This is a genomic window from Draconibacterium halophilum (genome assembly GCF_010448835.1).
GTDB classification, from domain to species: domain Bacteria; phylum Bacteroidota; class Bacteroidia; order Bacteroidales; family Prolixibacteraceae; genus Draconibacterium; species Draconibacterium halophilum.
In genome coordinates this window covers 3,859,947-3,880,087 of sequence record NZ_CP048409.1, presented here as the reverse complement: position 1 = coordinate 3,880,087, position 20,141 = coordinate 3,859,947, and the positions used below count along the sequence as shown (strand labels likewise).

At 38.0% G+C, this 20,141-nt stretch carries 12 protein-coding genes; 4 read left to right on the top strand and 8 right to left on the bottom strand.

The genetic code is table 11. The annotated features are described in order from the left end of the window. Positions 1–46: 46 nt before the first annotated feature. From treY to treZ, 5 genes are read right to left on the bottom strand one after another with little or no spacing between them, the layout of a single operon-like run. Complete coding sequence (gene treY, locus G0Q07_RS15725) at positions 47–2,737, bottom strand: malto-oligosyltrehalose synthase (protein WP_163347940.1); 2,691 nt, start codon at positions 2,735–2,737, stop codon at positions 47–49. Positions 2,738–2,749: 12 nt separating this feature from the next. Beyond that, positions 2,750–4,759, bottom strand: a complete 2,010-nt coding sequence (glgB, locus tag G0Q07_RS15720; protein WP_163347938.1) for a 1,4-alpha-glucan branching protein GlgB — start codon at positions 4,757–4,759, stop codon at positions 2,750–2,752. A 30-nt stretch (positions 4,760–4,789) separates the two neighbouring features. Continuing rightward, positions 4,790–8,110 (bottom strand): maltose alpha-D-glucosyltransferase, encoded by a 3,321-nt coding sequence (treS, locus tag G0Q07_RS15715; RefSeq protein ID WP_163347935.1) that lies wholly within the window; start codon positions 8,108–8,110, stop codon positions 4,790–4,792. A gap of 13 nt (positions 8,111–8,123) precedes the next feature. After that, positions 8,124–10,118 carry an alpha-1,4-glucan--maltose-1-phosphate maltosyltransferase gene (locus G0Q07_RS15710; protein ID WP_163347933.1) on the bottom strand — a complete coding sequence of 665 codons (1,995 nt, stop codon included), beginning with the start codon at positions 10,116–10,118 and terminating at the stop codon, positions 8,124–8,126. 5 nt (positions 10,119–10,123) lie between these two features. Then, positions 10,124–11,947: a malto-oligosyltrehalose trehalohydrolase gene (treZ, locus tag G0Q07_RS15705; protein WP_163347931.1), complete on the bottom strand. Its 1,824-nt coding sequence runs from the start codon at positions 11,945–11,947 to the stop codon at positions 10,124–10,126. Positions 11,948–12,206: 259 nt separating this feature from the next. Here treZ and glgX point away from each other — a divergent pair, with 259 nt between their 5' ends. The 3 genes from glgX to G0Q07_RS15690 all read left to right on the top strand — a co-directional run bounded on the left by glgX (position 12,207) and on the right by G0Q07_RS15690 (position 15,168). Then, entirely contained in the window at positions 12,207–14,369 is a 2,163-nt protein-coding gene (gene glgX / locus G0Q07_RS15700) for a glycogen debranching protein GlgX (protein WP_163347928.1), read from the top strand. Between the two features lie 235 nt (positions 14,370–14,604). Beyond that, positions 14,605–14,928 (top strand): 4a-hydroxytetrahydrobiopterin dehydratase, encoded by a 324-nt coding sequence (locus tag G0Q07_RS15695; protein WP_163347926.1) that lies wholly within the window; start codon positions 14,605–14,607, stop codon positions 14,926–14,928. 36 nt (positions 14,929–14,964) lie between these two features. Then, a complete protein-coding gene (locus G0Q07_RS15690) occupies positions 14,965–15,168 on the top strand; it encodes a ferredoxin (protein ID WP_163347924.1) in 204 nt (67 codons plus the stop codon). 366 nt (positions 15,169–15,534) lie between these two features. Here the strand turns inward: G0Q07_RS15690 and G0Q07_RS15685 are convergent, their stop codons facing one another. The 3 genes from G0Q07_RS15685 to G0Q07_RS15675 form a co-directional block, all read right to left on the bottom strand. Next, a complete protein-coding gene (locus G0Q07_RS15685; RefSeq protein ID WP_163347922.1) occupies positions 15,535–16,014 on the bottom strand; it encodes an RpiB/LacA/LacB family sugar-phosphate isomerase in 480 nt (159 codons plus the stop codon). Positions 16,015–16,166: 152 nt separating this feature from the next. Next, positions 16,167–17,024, bottom strand: coding sequence for an adenine nucleotide alpha hydrolase family protein (locus G0Q07_RS15680; protein WP_163347920.1), 858 nt, complete (start codon positions 17,022–17,024; stop codon positions 16,167–16,169). A gap of 434 nt (positions 17,025–17,458) precedes the next feature. Continuing rightward, positions 17,459–18,049 (bottom strand): YceI family protein, encoded by a 591-nt coding sequence (locus G0Q07_RS15675; RefSeq protein ID WP_163347918.1) that lies wholly within the window; start codon positions 18,047–18,049, stop codon positions 17,459–17,461. Between the two features lie 1,257 nt (positions 18,050–19,306). Here G0Q07_RS15675 and G0Q07_RS15670 point away from each other — a divergent pair. Then, the gene (locus G0Q07_RS15670) at positions 19,307–20,011 is read left to right on the top strand and encodes an energy transducer TonB (RefSeq protein ID WP_163347916.1); all 705 of its coding nucleotides are present in this window, start codon (positions 19,307–19,309) and stop codon (positions 20,009–20,011) included. Positions 20,012–20,141 lie beyond the last annotated feature (130 nt).

Sequence of the window (20,141 nt, the reverse complement as noted above, 5' to 3'; positions counted from 1 at the left end):
GTGGTTATTTTGTTCTATTTCAGAATTATTTTTTAAATAAAGTGTCCTAAACGCTACTCCTTAAAATCCCAAATGGAACTACTCCAAATATTTCATCTGCTTTTAATTCCTGATCAGTAATTACCAACTCTTTTGTAATGCGGTTAATCCATTTTGATGGTGCTGATGCCGGAAGTTCAATTTGTGTGTTATTCCACGAAAACCCATCCGGTAGGGCAGCAGTGTTTAATGGAAGCATTACAATTAAATGTTCATCATGAAAATTCCTGTAAAATGCAATAATGTTCTTTTCGAATTCCCCTGTAACCTTTAACGGAATATAACTGCCTTTCAGAAAAAGGTTCTCATGATTCATTCTTTCCTGCAATGTTAACCAGGTAATCCATTGTTTTACCTTTCCATTGCTACCCTCTTTCCATAATTTTTCAGCCAATTTTTTTGCATCGGTATTGTGAGCAGCAATAATTTGTTGCAGTTGATCAGAAAGCCTGGCAAAATCAACGGGACGACGATTATCGGGATCAACAAAACTTAAGTTCCAGTATTCCGTGCCCTGAAAAGTATCGGGTGCCCCCGGAACTGTATTTTTCAAAATAAGCTGTGTAATTGAATTTGTTATACCATGAGGAATCAACGCTTCCATAAATGCGAACAAAATCGCTGTAAATTTTGATTCGGGCGACAGTATTTTTCGGGCAAAGGCTACAGTATTATTTTCGTAATATTCATTGGGATCGCTCCATGATGAATTTACTTTTGCTTCCCTCATTGCTTTCAGCAGATACTCTTCCATCCGGTTCACAAATGTGTCGTCAATTTTGGCATTCATGGGTAAATGCGCACATACAACCTGGTAAATTAAATATTCGTCGTTGGGTGAAGGGATTTCGTTATCACCATCGAATTGCTTAAACTCCCGGTTTACTTCCCTCCATTTTTGCGTCACCCCCATCCATTTTTCGGGCATATCGCTTAACACATTTAAACGGGCACGGGCATCTTCTCCTCTTTTGGTGTCGTGAGTTGAGATGGCGTTCATCGTTAGGGGAAGCTTTTCAAGCCTTTCCTTCATATAATTGTGAAAGGTTTCAGTACAAATGCCAAAGTAGCCCGGTGAATCACCTACTTCGTTATGGCAGATAAACGGGTTGTACGAATAAAATGCAGTGTCTTCAATTCCCTTGGCCATCAAAGGGCCGGTAAATTGCATACAATGCCTGAAAAATGTATCAATTGCGGGTATTTCATTTTCACTTCCCGGTAAGCGCAACAAAAACAAATCTTCCAATACATTTACCACATTTTCGCTGGCACTGCTTTTCTTTTTTACTTCAGTAAAGATTGTGGAGACAAGCTGCTTTTCTTTTTCTGAAAAAGATGAAGGCGCCTGAAATAGTTTATAAACCGGACAGAAAACAAGAAATTCACCAATGGTTGTTTGTACTTTCAGTCCATCTAAATTTAAGGATGAAATTGCGTTAATTTTAGAACACTCACGAGTAAGACTTTCCAACTCTCCTTTTAAGCGATTGTAAAGGATAAAACGGCTTTTTCGGTAAAAAACATCACTGAAATCGTCGTTATCATCAATCCAGTTTTTATAATAGGAATAAAAATCCTTTCCCTTATCCGGATTGGTAAGGAGGTTGTTCACCATTCCTAAAAAATCATATCCACTTGTTCCTTCCACCGGCCAATTATCGGGAATCGTTTCATCTTCTTCCAGTATTTTTTCCACAACAATATAAGGTTCTTCTCCCGCCAGATTCCGCAGTCGCTCTAAATATTCTGTCGGATTAAAAAGTCCGTCGATATGATCTACCCGGACACCCTGAATAACCTTGTTTGTTAACCAGCTTTCAATAAGTTTATGTGTGGTGCTAAAAACTTCTTTATGCTGAACATTGACACAAATAAGCCCATTAATGGTAAAAAAGCGACGGTAATTAATTTTATATTCGGTATCCTTCCAAAAGGCAGGCTGATAATACAATTGGCTTACCAATTCCTTCATTTTTTCGGGGTTGTTATTTACTGCCGACAAGCACTCGTTGATGTAATTTTCAGTTTCTTTTGCCAGATGATAATCGTTTAAAAGATTATGGCGCACCTTATCAAAATCTTTGTTTTGTGCCAACGCAACTAAACAGGCTGAAACCGACTCGGGAATAATTTGCTGCGGTGCAGACTCAAGTATGGTAGGGTAGGCCGAAACAGAAACTGGGTACTGGTTGTCGAAATAATTCAGTTTAAATCCATTTTTAGCAATACTAACAGTTAACTCCTTATCTTCAATTAGTTTTTCCAAAGGTTTTCCGAAAAAGGGCAGCATTAACCGGTTCTTCAGCTCCTGTTCTGGATGGTTTTCAAGGATATCAAAAAAAGGATAGAACTCCGAATTTTTGCCCTTCTCCAGCACATCGTAAATCCATGGATTTTCAACTGAAAAAGCCATGTGATTAGGCACAATATCCTGCAACCAACCCATATTGTATTTACCAACTTTTTTAATTAGTGAACTCAAGTCACTTACTGTTCCTATTTCGGGATTTAGCTGCAACGGATCGGTGACATCGTAACCATGCGAACTTCCCCGCACAGCTTGAAAAACCGGAGAAGCATAAATCGTTTTTATGCCCAGTTTGTGTAAATACGGAATAATCTGTTCTGCATCTTTAAGCGTAAAGTCTTTATTGAATTGCAGACGATAGGTAGAAACGGGATTGTATATTGGCATCGACATATATTTTTATTCTTTTGCAAACATTACAATTCCCAATGGGGGAATCATAATATTAATGGATTGTTCTTCATCGTGATACGGTACCGGATTTGAATCCACACCGCCAAAGTTTCCCATTCCACTACCTCCATATTGTTTGGCATCGCTGTTCAGAATTTCTTGCCATTTGGCATCATCAGGAACTCCAACACGATAATTATACCTTGGAACCGGTGTCAAATTCGCAACGATAAGAACGGGGTGTTTTTTCTGTTTGTCGTAGCGGACAAAACTGAAAACCGAGTTTTGGGAATCGTTCGCATCAATCCATTTAAATCCTTCGCCACTAAAGTCATTTTCATAAAGGGCCGGAAAACGTTTATAAACACTGTTTAAATCCTTTATAAAAAACTGAAGGCCTTTGTGTGTGTCGTGTTCCAACAAATGCCAGTCGAGGCTGCTCTCATGGTTCCATTCTTTCCACTGTCCGAATTCCATACCCATAAAATGAAGCTTCTTCCCCGGGTGAGCAAACATAAAACCAAACATGGCGCGCAAATTGGCAAACTTCTGCCAGTCGTCGCCAGGCATTTTATTTATCAGGCTCCCTTTTCCATGCACCACTTCATCGTGTGAAAGTGAAAGCATAAAATTCTCATTAAACGCATACATAATACTGAATGTCATCTGATTGTGGTGATAACTTCGGTGAACGGTTTCATTCTGGAAGTACCCCAGCGTATCGTGCATCCAGCCCATATTCCATTTCATTCCAAATCCAAGACCACCGGTATAAACAGGTCGGGTAACCATTGGCCAGGCAGTTGATTCCTCGGCAATGGTTTGCACATCAGGGAATTTCGTGTAAATCGATTCATTGAGGTCGCGCAAAAATTTAATGGCATCCAGGTTTTCACGCCCACCGTGTTCATTCGGAATCCATTCTCCTTCTTTACGTGAATAATCGAGATACAACATCGAAGCCACAGCATCTACCCTGATTCCGTCGATGTGAAAACGTTCCATCCAACTGTGTGCACTGCTAATTAAAAAGTTACGTATTTCGTTTCTGCCGTAATTAAAGATATAGCTGCTCCAGTCTGGATGGTACCCTTTTCGGGGATCTTCATGTTCGTACAAATATGTTCCATCAAAAAAGTGCAATCCGTGTTGGTCGCCCGGAAAATGCGAAGGTACCCAATCCATGATTACACCAATATCGTTTTGGTGCAGGTAATCTACAAAATACATAAAATCATCGGGTGTGCCGAAACGACTGGTAGGGGCGAAAAAGCCCGTTACCTGGTAGCCCCAGGAACCCGAAAACGGAAATTCAGTCACGGGCATTAATTCCACATGGGTATATCCCATATCTTTTACATAAGCAGTAAGTTGCTCTGCCAGTTCAGCATAACTCAGAGGTTTCATATCTTCCTCTGGTTTACGGCGCCACGATTCCAGATGAACTTCGTACACAGAATACGGACTGTCGAGTGCATTGTTTTTTCCCCTTTTTTTCATCCAGGCCGCATCGTTCCAGTTGTAGTTATATTCCCATACAACCGATGCAGTTTTGGGCGGTTGTTCGCTGTAAAAACCAACAGGGTCAGCTTTTTCAACCTCAAATCCATCAAACATTGAACGGATAAAGTATTTGTACGCTTCACCTTTTTCCACATTGGGAATAAAACCTTCCCATAAACCCGAGTCGTCTTCCCGTCGGCTGAGGATGTTGGCTTCTTTTTGCCAGCCGTTAAAATTACCGATTACGGATACCGACTCGGCGTTTGGCGCCCAGACCGCGAAAAAAGTTCCGCGGGTATTGTTGTGTTCAATTACATGGGCTCCAAGTTTTTCATACAATGAAAAATGTTTCCCTTCACGGAACAGGTAAATATCGTATTCGGTTATAATGTTTTTAATATCATCAACAACATTTGCTTTGTTGGCCTCTTTATTTTTAGCAACAACAGTTTTTTTCTTTGTTTTTACACTTTTTCTTTTTGTCTTTGATGATTTATTTTGCTTTTCACTCATAATTCAATTTTTATTTATTTTCAGCGTTTACTATTCCTGCTCAACCAAATTGTCTAAAATCTTCTTTAATCCGTTAAGTGGAATATGAAGCCAGTCGGGGCGGTTATTAAATTCATAATCGGCTTCATAAATGGCTTTTTCAATAGTGTAAACCGAAAGCAAATCGTTAATTTGTCGTTCCTCTTCAGGGATAAACGATGCATTACCGGCAGTTTTTAAATAGCTGGCAATAAATTCTTTTTCAACGGTTGCATACCATGCTTCCAACCAGGGCTTCATATAATCGTCCCTCTCTTGTATTTTCGACTTATTTTCCAATTGGCCCATGTAAATGGCATAGTGGAATGATCGTAACATTCCGGCCACATCTTTAAACGGGCAATGTTTTATATTCCGGGCCGTAAGAGAGCGTGTTGGTTCGCCTTCAAAATCAATAATCATAAAATCTTTTCCGGTAAAAAGCACTTGTCCCAGGTGGTAATCGCCATGAACCCTTGTTTTTGAAGTATGTATTTTTTTCTTTTCAAGGGTATATTTCATTGTCGATAGAAGCAGGCTCTCATTTTTTATGATATCATCTACCAAACTTTTTCCTTCATCATTCAATTTATTTTTTGATGATTTCATTTGATTTATCGTTCGTTTAATAAGTGTTCTAAACGATTGATATAGTGACTTTTGATATAGAATTGAAAACGGTTCAGGAGTAAACTCTTTCTTGTTTTTTACCGAATCCAGTGCAAGATGCATTTCTGCTGTTCGCTGCCCCAGCAGTTGTACCATTTCAACAAAAAACGGCCCAAGCAGTTCTTTCATTTTTTCTTCGCCAAAACGCTCAACAACATTTACATTCTCATCCTTTATCTCCGTCATTAATGAACTCCTTTCACCAATTATATGGTCGAAATAACGATCGATGGCCGATTGGGTTAATTCCCAGGCATTTCCCTCGTTAGGAACAAAATCGACTAAAATACCCAATGCTGAACTTTCAGCATCGTTTTTATGGTATTCCAATGCACCGGTAAATGTTGGGAAATTTCGGAAGGTCGTATTTTCCGTCAGTGTTTTTATAATTTCCAACTCAGGATTACTTCCCTCCTCCGGACTTCGGTATAATTTAAAGAAAAAGCGATTGTCGTATAATACAGATGTATTTGACTGATCGGCAAGAAGAACTTTGGACGGAATAGGAAGTTCACTTTTCTTTACTTTCGTATTTATTTTTTTACCCGGCACACCAACAATGGCTCCACTCTTATTTTTAACTTTTCCTTTTTGGTGAATCAGTTGAAAGAATAAATCCCTCACTTTTTTATCGTAAGAACCATCGTACAATAATCCGTCGTGACCATCAATGTTTACAAAAGCCACCTGTGCTTCCTTATTATTTAATTTGATCTCAGAAATCTTGTCGCCTGTTGTTATGGAAAGCGGTATGACATATTGTTCACTTTTACCTTCGATATAAAAGCATTCGATAATGAGGACGTAAGAATTTAGTTCTCCTATTGCAAGCGGTATTGCATTTTTGATTTCGATGCCACTTATTTTTTTAGCTTTTCCTCTGAACCATCTACTTTTGTGCATGTAATTCAGCAATAATTTTTGAATCTCAGTTTGGGTAGACTCTCGCATCAGATTCCAGTCCTTTGCGGATAATGTTAACTGAGAGTCGGTTGAGGAAATTCCTGTTAATTCTTCTTCTTCCTGTTTAACCAGTTCAAACCAAAAATAATTTTTAAACTGCATCGGGAATATGTAAGGATTTTTGCCAATTACCTTAAATTTGTTTTGACTGAAAACTTCATTTGGTACGTAGCCCGCATAATCTGACAGATCGAGTTCTGCCTGTTGCGAATACCTTGAAAGGTTTATTATTACCAGTATTTTTTGTTCCTCACAAGTTCTTGTGAATGCAAGAATTTTAGAGTTATTGGCATCAATAAATTCAATATCGCCACGGCTAAATGCTTTGTATTGTTTTCTTTTTGCAATAATTCGGCGCATCCACCAAAGTAATGAAGTTGTATTTCTATCCTGGTTATCCACATTTATACTCTCGTAATGATAATCGTGATTGAAAATTACCGGAAGAAATAATTGTTGTGGTTCTGCCGACGAAAAGCCTGCATTTTTATCTGCCGACCACTGCATTGGCGTTCTCACCCCGTCGCGGTCACCCAGATAAACATTATCGCCCATTCCTATTTCATCGCCATAATATACAATAGGAGTGCCTGGCAATGAAAACAGCAGGATGTTCATTAACTCGATATTTTTGCGATCGTTGTTAAGAAGTGGTGCCAGCCTTCGTCGAATTCCCAGATTAATACGTTGTTTCGCATTTTGTGCGAATGATTTATACATGTAATCTCGCTCTTCATCCGAAACCATTTCAAGCGTTAACTCATCGTGGTTTCGCAGGAAAATTGCCCACTGGCAATTATCGGGAATTTGCGGTGTTTGCTCAATAATATCAATTAGCGGGAAGCGGTCTTCCATTCGCATTGACATGTAAAGGCGCGGCATAAGTGGGAAATTAAAATTCATATGACACTCATCGCCATCGCCAAAATATTCCGATGCATCATCGGGCCACTGGTTGGCTTCGGCCAGTAACATTTTATCTTCGTAATGCTCGTCAATGTGTTTGCGAAGATTTTTCAGAAACTGATGTGTTTCGGGCAGGTTTTCGCAGTTGGTACCTTCGCGTTCGTACAAATACGGAACCGCATCCAGGCGCAAACCATCTACACCGATATTAAACCAAAAGTCGAGGACTTTAGTTACCGCTTTATGCACACTTGGATTATCAAAATTTAAATCGGGCTGATGCGAATAAAACCGGTGCCAGTAATACGCTTTGGCCACCGGATCCCAGGTCCAATTGGAAATCTCAAAATCCTGAAATATTATTCGTGCATCTGTATATTTATCAGTTGTTTCATTCCATACATAAAAATCGCGGTATGTAGAGCCGGGTTTTGCCCGTCGGGCGCGTTCAAACCACTTGTGTTCGATGGATGTATGATTGAGAACTAACTCGGTAATTACCCGCAATTCACGTTTATGAGCTTCGCGAACAAAGCGTTTAAAATCGGCCATGGTACCATAGTCTGTGTTGATGGCGGTAAAGTCAGAAATATCATACCCTCCGTCTTTTAGAGGTGATTTATAAAACGGCAAAATCCAAATTGCAGTTACTCCCAGCGATTTCAGGTAATCCAATTTTTCAATCAACCCTTTAAAATCGCCTATTCCATCTCCATTGCTGTCGTTAAAAGAACGCACATGCGCCTGATAAATGACCGCATCTTTATACCATCTTTTTGAATCGTTTTTATGCATAGTTTAAATTTTTTTACATGAAATAATCAAAATCTCTTTCGGAACGGACTTTCTTTCGCACCTTGAAAATGTGTACAGGCATTACTCCCGGATTTATTTCCACAAAATTGTGCTCACCGCTCCAAAGAAAGTAGGAGCCGCTTATCAAATCGTGAACCTGATACGGCACATTGTCGTCCATTTTGAAATCATCGAGGGGAAGCCTCAACCATCCGGAATGTGTATGATGCGGATCGAGACTAACTACTACCAAAATAATATTACTTAAATCGTCGGATGTTTTGCTGAAGCACACCAGCGCTTCATTATCAATATCATGAAATTTAAGTGAATGTGTGTTTTGTAAGGCCTTATTTTCTTTTCGTATGGTGTTTATACGACCTATAATTTTTTTCAGGCTTTTGGAACTTTCAAAATCCCAGTCTTTTATTTCAAATTTTTCCGAATTCAGGTATTCCTCTTTTCCCGGTTGAATAGGTGTGTTATCCATTAGTTCAAAGGCAGGTCCGTAAATACCATAATTAGAACTCAGGGTGGCAGCAAGTGCAATTCGTTGTATAAATCCGGCACGGTTGGTCACCTGCAGAAATTCAGGCAAAATATCCGGAGTATTGGGCCAGAAATTAGGCCTGAAAAACTCACGCGCATCGGTATTTACCAATTCGTTGCAATACGTTTCTAATTCATATTTTGTGTTTCGCCAGGTAAAATAGGTGTACGATTGGGTGAATCCCTGCTTGGCCAAATTGTACATTACTTTTGGCCGTGTAAATGCCTCCGCCAGAAAAATAACATCAGGATGTTCTTTTTTAATGCTTTGAATAGCCCAACCCCAAAAGTTAAATGCTTTGGTGTGCGGATTATCTACCCTGAAAATTTTCACACCTTTATCAATCCAAAAGAGGAATACACTTCTTAATTCTTCCCATAAATTTTCCCAATCTTCGGTTTCAAAATTAATCGGGTAAATGTCCTCGTATTTTTTCGGAGGATTTTCGGCATATTGAAGCGAACCATCGGGTCGGTGCTTAAACCACCGCGGATGTTCCTGCACATAAGGGTGGTCGGGTGAACATTGAAACGCAATGTCCATGGCAATTTCAATTCCGTGGTCATTTGCTTTATGAATCAACTGCTGGAAATCTTCAAGTGTACCTAATTCGGGATGAACGGCTTTATGCCCACCATTTTTACTTCCAATGGCCCAGGGCGAACCGGGCTCTCCTGGTTTTGCTTTAACACTGTTGTTTTTCCCTTTCCGCTTTGTTTCACCAATCGGATGAATAGGAGGGAGGTACAGCACATCAAAACCCATTTCTTCAACGTATGGAAGAATGTTTAAACAATCTTTAAAGGTTCCGTGTTTCCCTTTTTCTGAATGTAATGAGCGAGGAAATACTTCGTACCAGGTACTAAAATTGGCTTTTTTACGCTCTACACTTATTTCAAAATTCTTGTCGAAACGGGTAACAAACTTTTTTAGGGGATATTGAATCATCGACTGATAAAGTTTGTTGCTTAATATCGATTCTATTTTGTTTTCCGGGATAAGCTTGCCCGAGGTAAATTCTCCAATAACCGTTTTTAGGTAGTTTTTATCTTTTTCTGCAATTGTGGAGTAAGCATCCAGTGTTTGCTGAATAATAACTGCACCTATTTGCAAATCAACATCAATGTCAATCGAAGCATCAATTTTTTTCAAAATATCGCGGTGCCACGTTTTAAAATGGTCTACCCAGGCATTTACTGTATATAAACAAGAACCCAAGCCGGGCAAACGAAATTCGCCTTTCCATTTATCATTGATAACATATTCCATTTCAACTCGTTGCCAATCATCATTGTCGCGGTATTTGTATAAAACCTCGGCGCTAAGTATATCGTGGCTGTCGCAATAAATATCGGCAGTAACTGTAAAGTTATCGCCAATTACTCTTTTAACCGGAAATTGGCCACCGTTAACCTGTGGCTTTATATTTTCAATAAAAACTCTTTGTTGTCCGTTCATATTTCTTAATTTGAATAAATTACGATTGACTTCTTATTAACTGAAATTTCATCTCCCGCCACTATCGACTTAGGTGTTATTTCACCTGGTCCGTTCCAACTCTTTTCCGACGAACCAAATATCCTCGTTAAAGGCTTATTGGTATTTGGCTGAACTTTCAGTGATTTTTCTTTGTCTTCAAAATTGATAACTGCAAACAATCTTCTTTCTTCTTGCCATCTTTCCAGAACAATTAATTTACCCTGCTCCGAAATCTTTAAATTGTTTTTATCTGTAAGCTGAAGCACTGGGTGTTCTTTTCGCAATCGAATAAGTGTCTGGTAGCAACCAAACATGGCTTTCTTTTCTGCATTGTCCTCAATGTTCCACGATAGTTTTGAGTTCTCAAACGCTTCCGTGGAATCTGGATCAACTGCGTTGTTTGTATTGTCATAAAAATCTTTAAACTCTTCTTTTCTCCCTTCGCGCACCAAGCGGTTCAATTCAGGATCCTGGTGACTAACAAAATAATAGAACGGATTTCGTTCGCCATATTCCTCTCCCATAAAAAGCATTGGAACATTAGGCGTTACAAACATGGTTGCTGCAATGGTTTTAGCTGTTTCAAAATCGGTAAGAGAGATCAGTCGGTCACCGTTCATCCGATTTCCCACCTGGTCGTGGTTTTGATTAAATATCACAAACTGCTCTCCGGGATTATTTGCCGTGGAATTCCCATACGTTTTTTTTCTGAATTCTGAATATTGGCCATCAAAAACAAATACATCTTTAATCGATTTTGAAAGTTGTTGTGTTTCCCCGAAATCCATGTAATAACTATTTCTTTCGTTTGTTGTAAGCGTATGAATGGCGTGATGAAAATCATCGGACCACTGGGCATCCAATCCATACCCTCCTGATGAAACTGGCGAAATGTATTTAACATCATTGAGGTGCGACTCAGCAATTAAATAATGTTCCCAGCCGGTTTCATGGCTTAATACATCCAATTTTTCTGCCAATTCCTGCATAATATGCTTTGCTCCAAAATCAAAAATAGAGTGAACGGCATCCAGTCTTAAGCCATCTATATGAAAATCACGGCACCACATTAATACATTCTGTATAATATAATTGCGTACACCGTCGGAATAAGCTTCATCAAAGTTTATAGGTTTGCCCCATGGTGTGGAATATTTTCCCGAAAAGTAGTGGCCAAAATTCCCCACATAGTTTCCTTCGGGGCCAAAATGATTGTAGACTACATCTAAAATTACAGCAATTCCATTTTTATGACATTCGTTTACCAGGGTCATTAATTCGTGCGCTCCACCGTAAGAATTCTGGACCGCAAAGGGGTAAACGCCATCATAACCCCAGTTTCGGTGACCACTAAACTGAGCTACCGGTAAAATCTCAATTGTGTTTATTCCCAGTTCTTTGAAGTATTTTAATTTCTGTCGGATTTCGTCGAAATTGCCCGTAGAGGAAAAAGTTCCGGTATGTAATTCATATTGAATCATTTCTTTAAGTGGAATATTTTTCCAGTCGTCATCAGTCCACTCAAAGTTCTTGAGATTAACGACTTCCGAAGCTTCGTGCACGCCATCTGGTTGCGACAATGAAGCTGGATCCGGGTAGCTTTGGCTATCATTTAAACGGTATTTATACCTTGTTCCAGGTTTTGTATTTTCTATGGTTGCCGACCAGTATCCTCGTTGCTGTGGCTGCATTTCGATCAGTTGACCGGATTGACATAACTCGAGTTGAACTTTATTTGCTTTAGGTGCCCAAGTGTTGAATTCACAGGAATCTCCACGAAAAAAAGGAAAGATTGGTTCGTATTTCATAATCTGTATTTTAAACTTTACAGGTAACTCTTTAATATTTGGTAAACCTGAATTGAATTATAATTGCAAGGTTTTTGCCAAACTTCCCTCGGGTAATCATTTTGGATGTGATAACTCTTTTTGTGTAATTGGTTCTTGATGTTTAATGGGGAGCTAGCGTTTATAAATATTATCAGCCCGCATATGTGGCATAATATTTATCTTTTGAAGAGTTTTATCATTCGTGGATTTACAGAAAATCGAAAAAAATTAACTATTTATGGATATATCAAACGACAGAAAAACCAATAATGAAATGAAAGTATTACCGGGTAAACCCTACCCATTGGGAACAACATACGATGGAAAGGGCGTAAACTTTGCGCTTTTTAGTGAAAATGCAACAGGAGTTCGATTATGTTTGTTTCACCACCCCGATGATCCACATGAATATACACAAGTTGATTTTACGGAAGTAACCGATTATGTATGGCACGCCTATCTTCCTGAAATAAAGCCAGGACAATTATACGGATACCGCGTATTTGGTCGATATCAGCCTAAAAAAGGTTTTCGTTTTAACCCACAAAAGCTGTTAATTGATCCTTATGCAAAAGCTATTTGCGGAAGGATTGAGGTAAAGGAAAGTATGTTTGATTACAATTTAAAAAATGAAAGCAAAAAAACAGTCTATAAAAAAAATAGTACCGACAGTGCCTCAGAACTCAACAAGTCTGTTGTTATTGATACGCAGTTTAACTGGGAAGGTGTAAAAAAACCGGATATCCCAATGCACAATTCCATTATTTACGAGCTTAGCGTAAAAGGATTTACCGCAACACATCCGGGTATTCCGGAAGAAGAGCGAGGAACCTATAAAGGATTAGCCAATCCGCTTATAATCAACTATTTTAAGGAGCTTGGCATCACGGCAATTGAACTGATGCCAATTCATCATTTCACCCACAACAAATTCCTTTTGGATAAAGGACTGCATAATTATTGGGGCTATAATTCAATCGGGTACTTTGCCCCACATGCCGAATACAGTGCCTCGGGACAAAACGGCAATCAGGTTAACGAGTTTAAGGAAATGGTAAAAGCATATCACCGCGAAGGTATCGAAGTCATTCTCGATGTGGTTTATAACCATTCGGCGGAAGGGAACCACCTGGGGCCAACATTGGCTTTTCGCGGTATCGACAACCACCATTACTACCGTATTGAACAAAAAAAGCCGCTTTATTATACCGATTATACTGGTACCGGAAACACATTAAACATGCTTAGTAGTCGTACTTTGCAGTTGGTAATGGACAGCCTGCGTTACTGGGCCACCGAAATGCAGGTCGACGGATTCAGGTTTGACCTGGCTTCCACACTGGCAAGAGGATTGTATGATGTGGGAAAACTTTCCACTTTTTTGGACACCATTCATCAGGATCCAACCATTTCGCAAATGAAGCTGATTGCCGAACCATGGGATCTGGGAGAAGGAGGATATCAGGTAGGAAACTTTCCGGTATTGTGGGCCGAGTGGAATGGAAAATTCAGAGATTCGGTGCGTAAATTCTGGCGTGGAGATGAAAGTCAGGTGAGCGAACTGGCCTACCGCTTAAGTGGAAGTAGCGATCTGTATCAAGACAACGGAAAACTTCCATCGTCGAGCATTAATTTTATTACAGCCCACGATGGGTTTACCCTGAACGATCTGGTAAGTTACAACCAAAAATATAACGAAAACAACCTGGAAGACAACAACGATGGCGAAGACCATAACATTAGCTGGAACAGTGGTGTGGAAGGCGCTACAGATGACCCCGATATTTTAAAACTTCGGGAAAAACGAAAAAGGAACTTTTTAAGTACACTTTTACTAAGTCAGGGAGTCCCAATGATTAGTCATGGCGATGAATACGGCCGCACCCAAAACGGAAATAATAACGCTTATTGTCAAGACAACGAAATTGCCTGGATGAATTGGGACTGGACAGAGGAACAAAAAAATCTGTTTGAATTCACAAAAAAGATAGTTGCTATAAGAAACGAGCACCCGATTCTTCATCCTCGCAGGTATTTTAAAAACCGACAAATTCAGGGCGAAGGTGTAAACGATATCCGATGGTTAAATACCGATGGAATTGACATGAGCCAGGAAGAATGGGATACTAGTTTTATACGGATGATGGGCATGTTGCTTAATGGCGAACTGATGAAAGAAATAGATGAAAATGGAAACAGTTTGCAACAAGAAATTTTATTGATATTGGTAAACAGCTACTGGGAACCAATGTTGTTTACCCTGCCGCACGAAGGGTTGAATCCAGAATGGGAAGTTCTGGTTGATACCGAAATGCAAGATCATTCAGACCCCAATAAACTAATTCAAAGTGTTTATGAAGTTCAGGCCCGCTCGTTAGTTTTGCTTAAGAATGTAAGGTAGCGATGTATATTGGGGGCATCGTAACCACTTGTATTATTGTATTCAGCCATATACACAGGATTTTTATGAATTCGGATTAAAAAATTGTGGTATTGTCTCACCAATTGTGGAAAAAATACACAATAACAAATCCTTTCTTGTCTTATTCCCAGTGAATTAAGTTGTGGCATATTATTTTCTACAGTAATGTTTACATCAGGTATTTTCCTGAATGAGAAAAATAATAACGATTGTGATGGATTTAAAAGAAAAACATTGTGTGCCTTGCAAAGAAGGTACTTCTCCTTTAAAAGCTGATGAGATTAAACAGTTTAAAGAAAATGTAAGGGATGATTGGAAAGTAATTGACAATAAGAAAATTAGAAAGGAATTTCCGTTTGAGAATTTTAAACGGGGTATGGCGTTTGCTCAAAATGTGGCATTAATAGCCGACAAAGAAGATCACCATCCGGACATGTGCATTCATTATAGTTCGGTGGATGTGGAACTGAGCACGCACAAAATAGGAGGATTGTCAGAAAATGATTTCATTCTGGCTGCTAAAATTGATGAACTTTAAGAGAAACATTACTCATTAACAATAAAAACAAGAATTATGACAATTAAAAAAGTATGGCTCGATGAGAGCGAAGATGAATGTATAGCATGTGATTTGTGCGCAAGTGCTGCCCCCGATGTTTTTGAAGTACCTGAAAAAATGGTAGTACTACCTGATGCCGATTTGGAAGCGAATGAAGATGAAATAAAAGAAGCTGTTGATTCGTGCCCAACTCAGGTTATAAAAATTGAGGAAGAGTAAATAATGGAAGTGTTAATTGCAAATGTACTGAAGTTTAAGTACTATTTTTAGGTGCTTTCAATTATGAGTTAGATGCGCGTTTGACCAGGAGCAAAAAGGAAAAGCAATAGACCTTTCTTAAGCATTAGTCTTTTTTCTGAAGTTTATTTTTCAGTTAATGGTTAAATCCTTTCAATTTTATTGCAGCTACTTTAGTTTCTACAAATAGCATTTATTCTCAGAAGTTTTACGTTTAAAGTGCGAAGTTAAAAATGAAGATAGATGCCTCTTTCTTCCAACTTTAGCTTCGGACTTATGGGCAATTAGTATTTTAAAAATCAAATTTTATTCGATTTTTAAAACTATGTATTTTCAATGCATCGTGTTTTATTTTTCAAGTGCTTTTACTTTTGCAAGCCGACGAGCAAATCTTTCCTCCGCTTTGAATTTAGCATTAAGGAATGATTGAACCAATTCCCAGGCTAACTCAGTTCCGGTAACCCGGCCTCCCAAACACATAACATTCATATCATCATCTTCAACGCCCTGATGAGCAGAGTAAGAATCAGTGATTAAAGCTGCACGTACACCCGAAACTTTATTAGCTGCAACACATGCTCCAACGCCGCTACCGCATATGGCCAAACCACGTGCTACCTCTCCTCCTGAAACTGCTCGGGCCAATGGCACTACAAAATCGGGGTAGTCATCTCCTTCAACCAATTCAGATGCACCGAAGTCCTTAACCACATAACCGGCAAAAGTGAGAACCGCAATCAACTGAACTTTCAACTCGTATCCACCGTGATCGGCAGCAACTCCAATGCGTAACTCATCTCTTTTTTTGCGAACATTTTCTTTTTTCATGTTTTTTCCTGATTTCCTTTTTTTTCGTGTTGGACTGAATAGGCAATTTCAATCATTTCCAATATATATTGCAAGTGTCGTTGAAGGTAAACTTTATTCCGGAATTCTGTCTGTTCACTCAAGGAATACTGTAGCAATATTTTATGCAAAAACTATTCTTTTTCATGATAAACCAACAACGGCAGGTCAGTTGTTTTAAGCGTTTCTTTGGTTTGGTTCTTCGTAAAAATTCGTTCGAGAAATGACTTGTTCTCTTTTAGCATTACCAATAAATCGGCTCTGTTACTGAGTGCAAAATCGTTTACTAGTTGAATTGTTTCTTTGTCTTTACTTTTATGTACGGTTTTAACAGTAAGATTTTTGTACGAGGTTTTCGACTGGAGCATTTCTAAAAAACCTTCTTTTTTTACCCGCTCCTCAAAATCAACACTATCGGTAATATGCAAAGCAGTAATGTTTGGTTCTAAATGAGGAAATAAGCTGATCAGTTTTTTTAAGTTTATTATATCTTCTTCATTATAATCGGTAGCATATACAATTTCTGAAAATGGCAGGTATATTGCACCTTTAGGAATAATCCAAACCGGACATTCAAGTACTGAAATTACATCTAAATTTGTAGGAGATTGCATCCAAAAACCATAATCTTGCTGACCTTCCAGTAATACCATATCTATCTTTTCGCCCGAAACAAATTTTTTGGCAACCGTTGTTGTTAATCCGATTTCTGATGAAAATCCGGTAAAAACAGGACTCTGTATTTCCTTCGTTATTTCATCAATATCTTTTTCCAATATTCTGTCTGTTTCTTCAATTAACTCTTTGAGATTTTCTTCAACTTGCAATGAAGCTACATCAACAGAGGCTGCTAATCCATATGGGTAGTTTGGTGGTGTGTGAACATATAATACTTTTACTTCTGCGGCAAGGTTAACGGCCATCCCGGCCACATAACGTAAAAATTCTTTTGATTCTTTTGGCGCGTTTACAATTGCTAATAAAGTTTTCATTGAGCTTTTCTTTTAAAAATGTTATATAAAATATAACACAAGGGTTATGCCTTTTAAATACGACACAATACGAATTGGCTATTAATCAATTTTTTACAGCCCTTTCAGCCTGGCTTTCTGTTTTTCACTAATCCGATTTAATTTTAGTTATTGTAGAAAATAAGGGAAATTGGGGAAAAATATCTACATCCGGGGAGCCTCCGCAAGGTGCACCGGCAGATGCTGTATATCCTGTAGTTAATTTAATAAGTAATATCAAAGCCGGCAAAGGCGATCGATCTTCTCTCCCTTTGAGGTCGGCGGCAAAGTAGCATACGGTGTAACTGGAAATGCTAAATGGCAATTGTATTTACATAAAAAAAGAGCTGATGTCAGGGAAATGTTCCTTTTCCACAGCTCTTTCCATTTTATAACGAATGTGTTCTAGCTTATCACTATTCTTTGGCTTTATTCAGCTCAATATCACAAACAATATCAACTTTTTTACCTACTACTAATCCGCTCGTAAACGTTTTGTTCCAGTCTACGTTGTAGTCAAACCGGTCAATGGTTCCGGTAATTTTAAAGCCGGCACGTACAGCTCCCATTGCTTCTACTGTTCCTTTGTGTACAACATTTAATTGTGCTGTTTTGGAAACATCGCGGATGGTTAACACACCGTCAAGCGTATATTCACCATCAATAGAATTTTCTTTTAATTTACCGGTAAATTTTATTTCAGGGTATTGGCTCACACCTAAAAACTCATCAGAACGAAGATGTTCGTCTCTTTTTGAATTGTCGGTATCAATACTTTTTGCATCAATAGTCACTTTTACGTTAGCTCCATCAAAATCTTGCCCGTCAGCAAAAACTTCTACATTGTAATCGGAAAATTTACCGTCTACATCGGAAATTGCCATATGAGTTGCCGAAAATTTAATTTTTGTATGGGCTTTATCGGCCACCCATTTGGTCTCCTGCGCCATTAGGTTAGCTGCATATAAATTGAATACTACTAATAAAAGGTACGTTAATGTTTTCATAACTTATAATTTATTGAGTTTTAAATAATTTCAAACCGTTTCATTCCAGTTCGTTTAAACGCTCTTCAAATCGTTCATTCAAACGAACAATTAGTAATAAATCAATCAATATGCCGCATTCAACTCATTGAAACACTTCTATATGTTGTTTTTTATTATGTATTGATAGACAGATGATTACGTTTGTGGGAATCTGAATGTATAATTTTAAAATTCTAATCTAAAGTGATGAGATTCCACAATTTGTGAGCTTATTTTCCACACTTTATTGATTTTTTTAGTAATATCTGTTGAGAAGTGGTTTTAAGATAACATTAATTTTTCATGACTGTTTTCTATTATAAGTAGCAGCTAATCAGAAGAATAAAGTAAATGCCAAATTGGAGCTATCACGCCTATCGGTTCATATGCGTGGAATAATAGATGAACTTTTAATACTCCTGATTTTTGGCACAAATTTGTTAGATAACAAGTAGTATTAAATGAAAATAAATCAGAAATGTATACTTTGCCAAACCATTACCATATTTGTTCCTTTAATTAAAATGTTCTTTTTTGTATGAATACAGAAATAAACCATATCGTTTATTAGTTGTAAAAAAACAGCAGATTGGCATATGGAGCTGAGGAAAAAATTCCACGATTTATGGAAGAATTCCTCAAATAATGGTTGTGTTTTTGTGTTTTAATTGACTTGCAAAAAATGATTAATCCATTTTGAATGGTTCGTTCTTTCTTGAAAAATTTCACCTCAATTACTTGAACCTTGAGCCAAAGTAACATTCTTATTGTAACGGCAATCGATACTCCTGTAAGCGTGTTAAAAGCTGATTCAGCCCTTATGAAAAAGCACGAAATTAAAACTGTTTCTACAGATTGGAAAGGACGAAAATATTTAACCCATTCTAAAATCAAGATTAAATCTATCGGGTTTATTCATTTAATATTCAAAAGAGAATGAGGCAATCTGGCATCATATTCTCACTTTATCATAGTAAACATGAGAAATAAAAATCAGTTATGATTCAAACAACTTTATTTTGGGTAATGTTTATCTGGTTACAATAGCCTATTAAAACCACCCATATTTATTCTTATGGTTTAAGAAAAAGGGGAACCTGGGAAATTTTCATACATTTTTTGGCACTGTGTTATTAGCGGTATATGAAACTTGTTAATGGTTCTTGTTTGGGTAAGTTGGTAATCGTAATTGTAGGATTATTTAACTGTAATTAATAAATAAAAATGGAGATTATTATGAGATTATTAAGAAGAAAAAAAGATTTTTTTAAAGCAGTACCGATAGCACTTACTATGATATTTACTCTGGCCTTGTTTTCGGCAAATGCGCAAAAGATGACAGTGATAACTGTAGCTGAAATGGAACAGATGCAGGATGAGGATATGGATTATATGAAACAAATCCACAAAATTGTTAAAGACTATCCGGCATTTGCTTATACCTACACCATGAGTGATGGTGAAGTGGAAGATGTTACTGTTTCAGGAGTGGAAAGTGTCATCGATAGAAAAAGGTTAGAAGTTGTTCTGTTTGACTTGAAAAGTAACATGAATATGCTAAAAAATAAAGCGAACAGGGTCGGCGTATTTTATTCGGTTGACCAACCTGCTGAATACGACGGTGATCTTGACGGAACGATATTGAATAACCTGAAGTACCCACAAAAGGCAAAAAACTGGGGAGTAGAAGGAACCGTATATGTACAATTTGTTGTGGATGAAGAAGGAAATATTCCATATGCAAGTACATCCACCAATATTGAAACCTCAATGGATATGTACCTAAAAGATTTGGAAAGACAGGCGGTATCGGCAGTTAAAGCAACTTCGGGTAAATGGGAGCCTGCAAAAGTAGAAGGTGTTGACGTTGCATCTCTTGCAGTTGTACCGGTTACTTTTGATTTTGAGAAAGATCCAAGTTTACCAACACTTATACGATAGAAGATATTCTATTTATTTAATCAAGATGTAAATAATAACCCGGTTGAATTCAAACTCAACCGGGTTTTTATTCTCATTCTATTAGTAAAAAATTGAATTGAAATTCTAGTGACTGAATTTTTATCGTCAT

What these genes read in the sequence shown, in the direction of transcription:
- treY (WP_163347940.1), bottom strand. Translation starts at nt 2,737, where the DNA reads ATGCCAATATACAATCCCGTTTCTACCTATCGTCTGCAATTCAATAAA.
- glgB (WP_163347938.1), bottom strand. Translation starts at nt 4,759, where the DNA reads ATGAGTGAAAAGCAAAATAAATCATCAAAGACAAAAAGAAAAAGTGTA.
- treS (WP_163347935.1), bottom strand. Translation starts at nt 8,110, where the DNA reads ATGCATAAAAACGATTCAAAAAGATGGTATAAAGATGCGGTCATTTAT.
- G0Q07_RS15710 (WP_163347933.1), bottom strand. Translation starts at nt 10,118, where the DNA reads ATGAACGGACAACAAAGAGTTTTTATTGAAAATATAAAGCCACAGGTT.
- treZ (WP_163347931.1), bottom strand. Translation starts at nt 11,947, where the DNA reads ATGAAATACGAACCAATCTTTCCTTTTTTTCGTGGAGATTCCTGTGAA.
- glgX (WP_163347928.1), top strand. Translation starts at nt 12,207, where the DNA reads ATGGATATATCAAACGACAGAAAAACCAATAATGAAATGAAAGTATTA.
- G0Q07_RS15695 (WP_163347926.1), top strand. Translation starts at nt 14,605, where the DNA reads ATGGATTTAAAAGAAAAACATTGTGTGCCTTGCAAAGAAGGTACTTCT.
- G0Q07_RS15690 (WP_163347924.1), top strand. Translation starts at nt 14,965, where the DNA reads ATGACAATTAAAAAAGTATGGCTCGATGAGAGCGAAGATGAATGTATA.
- G0Q07_RS15685 (WP_163347922.1), bottom strand. Translation starts at nt 16,014, where the DNA reads ATGAAAAAAGAAAATGTTCGCAAAAAAAGAGATGAGTTACGCATTGGA.
- G0Q07_RS15680 (WP_163347920.1), bottom strand. Translation starts at nt 17,024, where the DNA reads ATGAAAACTTTATTAGCAATTGTAAACGCGCCAAAAGAATCAAAAGAA.
- G0Q07_RS15675 (WP_163347918.1), bottom strand. Translation starts at nt 18,049, where the DNA reads ATGAAAACATTAACGTACCTTTTATTAGTAGTATTCAATTTATATGCA.
- G0Q07_RS15670 (WP_163347916.1), top strand. Translation starts at nt 19,307, where the DNA reads ATGAGATTATTAAGAAGAAAAAAAGATTTTTTTAAAGCAGTACCGATA.